The organism is Corallococcus sp. CA053C, assembly GCF_003611675.1.
GTDB lineage: Bacteria > Myxococcota > Myxococcia > Myxococcales > Myxococcaceae > Corallococcus.
The window spans coordinates 1-2955 of the sequence record NZ_RAWA01000666.1 but is presented as its reverse complement, the minus strand read 5'-3'; the positions used below and the strand labels follow the sequence as shown (position 1 = coordinate 2955).

Below are 2955 nucleotides of genomic sequence, written 5' to 3'. Positions count from 1 at the left end.
CACCCTTCCCGGCCCGCCCCGACACCCCGGGACTAGCGGTGACGCGCCAAGATCTCGGTGGTGTCGAGCTTGATGCCCGGCCCCATCGTGGTCGAGATGGCGATGCCCTGCAGGTACACGCCCTTGGCGGTGGCCGGCTTGAGCTTCATCACCAGGTCCACCAGCGCGTTGAAGTTCGCCTCGAGCTTGGCCGTCTCAAAGGAGGCCTTGCCCATCTTGGCGTGGACGATGCCCGCCTTCTCCGCGCGGAAGTCGACCTTACCGCCCTTGGAGTCGCGGATGGCCTTGGCCACGTCCATCGTGACCGTGCCCACCTTCGGGTTGGGCATGAGGCCGCGGGGACCGAGCACCTTACCGAGGCGACCGACCACACCCATCATGTCCGGCGTCGCGATGACGGTGTCGAAGTCGAGGAAGCCCTCCTCGATGCGCTTCTGGAGGTCCTCCGCGCCCACGATGTCCGCGCCGGCGTTGGCAGCCTCGGTCGCGCGCTCACCCTTGGCGAACACGGCCACGCGCACGGTGGCGCCAGTGCCATGCGGGAGCACCACGGCGCCACGGACCATCTGGTCCGCGTGCTTCGGGTCCACGCCCAGGTTGATGGCGACATCGACCGTCTGGTCGTACTTCGTCGCGCGGGCCTCGACCGTCTTCTTCAGCAGCGCGAAGCCCTCGGCGACGGCGTAGCGCTTGTTGCGGTCCACCAGCTCGGAGGACGCGCGGAACTTCTTTCCATTGGTAGCCATGGCAGGAATCCTTGAAAGATGGGGCGGGCTAACCGACGACTTCGATGCCCATGGAGCGCGCGGTGCCGGCAATGGTGTTCATGCAGGCTTCGAGGGACGCGGCGGTGGTGTCCTGGATCTTCTTGTTGGCGATCTCCTCGAGCTGCTTCCGGGTGATCTGCCCCACCTTCTCCTTGCCCGGCTTCTTCGCGCCCGAACCCTTCTTCTTCTCCGTGTGGAGACCCGCGGCCTTCTTGATGAGGATGGCGGCGGGGGGCGTCTTCATGATGAAGGTGAAGGAGCGGTCCGCATACACGGTGATGATCACCGGGATGATGAGACCTTCCTTCGCCTCGGCCTGCGTCTTCGCATTGAACTGCTTGCAGAACTCCATGATGTTCACGCCCTGCTGACCGAGGGCGGGACCAATCGGCGGGGCGGGGTTCGCCTTGCCGGCGGGAATCTGCAACTTGACCTGACCTGTGACCTTCTTCATCGGCGGACTGCTGCCTTTCGATGGGGTGGTTCCAGCGGGTCACCAGACGGGGTGACCCTCCCACCCGTTGTCCGCGCCCGACAGCCGGGCGCGGAAGCCTGCTTAGCCGGTGGTCTTCTCCACCTGCATGAAATCGAGCTCCACGGGAGTCGCGCGACCGAAGATGCTGACGAGCACCCGGACCCGACCCTTCTCCGCGTTCACTTCTTCCACCGTGCCGTTGAAGTTGGCGAACGGGCCGTCGATGACGCGCACCGTGTCGCTGGCCTCGAACTGGACCTTGGGCTTGGGCTTGAGCGCACCCTCGGCCACCTGGGTGGTGATGCGCGCGACCTCGGCGTCCGACATGGGCCGGGGCTGCTCGTTCTGGCCCACGCCCGGAAACCCGGTCACCTTGGAGGTGTTCTTCACCAGGTGCAGGGTGGTGTCGCTGAGCTCCATCTGGACGAAGATGTAGCCCGGGAAGAGCTTGCGGCGGGTGGTCTTCTTCTCGCCGTTCACCATCTCCACGACCTGCTCCATGGGGATGAGGATCTCACCGATGAGCTGCTGGTCCTGCAGGCCCTTGAGACGGACCTGCTCCTCCAGGTTCTTCTTCGCCTGGTTCTCGTAGTTCGAGTAGGTCTGGACCGTGAACCATTTCATCGCCATTACAGCTTCCCCCACAGGGCTGGCAGCCACTCCACCATCAAGTTGTAGGCGACGGTGTCGATGCAGAAGAGCAGCACCGCGGCGACGAGCGAAGCGACGACCACGGCCATGGTCGACGCGCGGGTCTCCGACCAGGAAGGCCAGGTGACCTTCATCAGCTCGGACGCCACGTCGACAGACAGGGCGTGCGTGCGGGGATGGAAGTAGGCCGCCAGCACCAACCCCAGGGCGACGACATAGCCCACCAGGGTCGATACGTGCCAGCCAAGGCCCTCGAAGAGCTCGACGTCACTCCAGCCGAACCGGCTCCAGAGCAACCCGAAGACATGCTCCAGGAAGAGGGCCAGGACGATGCCGGCGACGAGATAGAAGATGACCACGAGCCGCTTCGGGTCGATGCCCGAGCGGTTAGCCTGCTGGCTGGCCTCAGATGCCGTCGCCATGGTGCCTCACGAGGGACTGTGGAAGCTGGACTGCGAAAAGGCAGGGACCCCCGGCACCGCTCGGTACCGGGGGTCCCTGTACTGAAGCTGGCAGGCCAGGAGGGATTCGAACCCCCAACACGCGGATTTGGAGACCGCTGCTCTACCGTTGGAGCTACTGGCCTAAACCTTCTATGGAACGAGCGACCTAGACCTTGCCTTCCTTGTGGTCTGTGTGCTTGCGGCACCGAGGACAGAACTTGCTCAGCTCGAGCTTATCCTGGCTCTTCCGCTTGTTCTTCGTGGTCGTGTAGTTCCGCTCTTTGCACGTGGTGCACTCGAGCGAGATGATGGAACGGTTACCCTTCGGCATGGCTCATTTCACCAGATGCGAGAGGGGAAGGCTACAAAAGCAGCCCTCCCCTCGGCAACTCAGTGCCCGTGGAAGCTGGTCGGCGTGAAGCCGATCAGGCGATGATCTCCGCAACGACGCCCGCGCCCACCGTACGGCCACCCTCACGAATGGCGAACCGGAGCTCCTTGTCCATCGCCACCGGGGTGATGAGTTCCACCTCGATCGCGATGTTGTCGCCCGGCATCACCATCTCGACGTTCTCCGGCAGCTTCACCGTGCCCGTCACGTCCGTCGTGCGGAAGTAGA

5 protein-coding genes, 1 tRNA gene and 1 pseudogene are annotated in these 2955 nt (G+C 64.2%); all 7 read right to left on the bottom strand.

The window, feature by feature from the left end; translation table 11 throughout:
- Window positions 1-32: 32 nt before the first annotated feature.
- Complete coding sequence (gene rplA / locus D7V97_RS41855) at window positions 33-746, bottom strand: 50S ribosomal protein L1 (RefSeq protein WP_120616109.1); 714 nt, start codon at window positions 744-746, stop codon at window positions 33-35.
- 28 nt (window positions 747-774) lie between these two features.
- On the bottom strand, window positions 775-1221 hold the full coding sequence (gene rplK, locus D7V97_RS41850) for a 50S ribosomal protein L11 (RefSeq protein WP_120616108.1): 447 nt from the start codon (window positions 1219-1221) through the stop codon (window positions 775-777).
- A 102-nt stretch (window positions 1222-1323) separates the two neighbouring features.
- Entirely contained in the window at window positions 1324-1872 is a 549-nt protein-coding gene (nusG, locus tag D7V97_RS41845) for a transcription termination/antitermination protein NusG (RefSeq protein WP_120616107.1), read from the bottom strand.
- Window positions 1872-2315 carry a preprotein translocase subunit SecE gene (gene secE / locus D7V97_RS41840; protein WP_120616106.1) on the bottom strand — a complete coding sequence of 148 codons (444 nt, stop codon included), beginning with the start codon at window positions 2313-2315 and terminating at the stop codon, window positions 1872-1874. The genes nusG and secE overlap by 1 nt, the downstream gene beginning before the upstream one ends.
- Before the next feature lie 88 nt (window positions 2316-2403).
- Window positions 2404-2479 (bottom strand) — tRNA-Trp (locus D7V97_RS41835).
- 23 nt (window positions 2480-2502) lie between these two features.
- On the bottom strand, window positions 2503-2667 hold the full coding sequence (gene rpmG, locus D7V97_RS41830) for a 50S ribosomal protein L33 (RefSeq protein ID WP_002617522.1): 165 nt from the start codon (window positions 2665-2667) through the stop codon (window positions 2503-2505).
- A 94-nt stretch (window positions 2668-2761) separates the two neighbouring features.
- Window positions 2762-2955: pseudogene (tuf, locus tag D7V97_RS41825) on the bottom strand (elongation factor Tu); the annotation flags it as partial.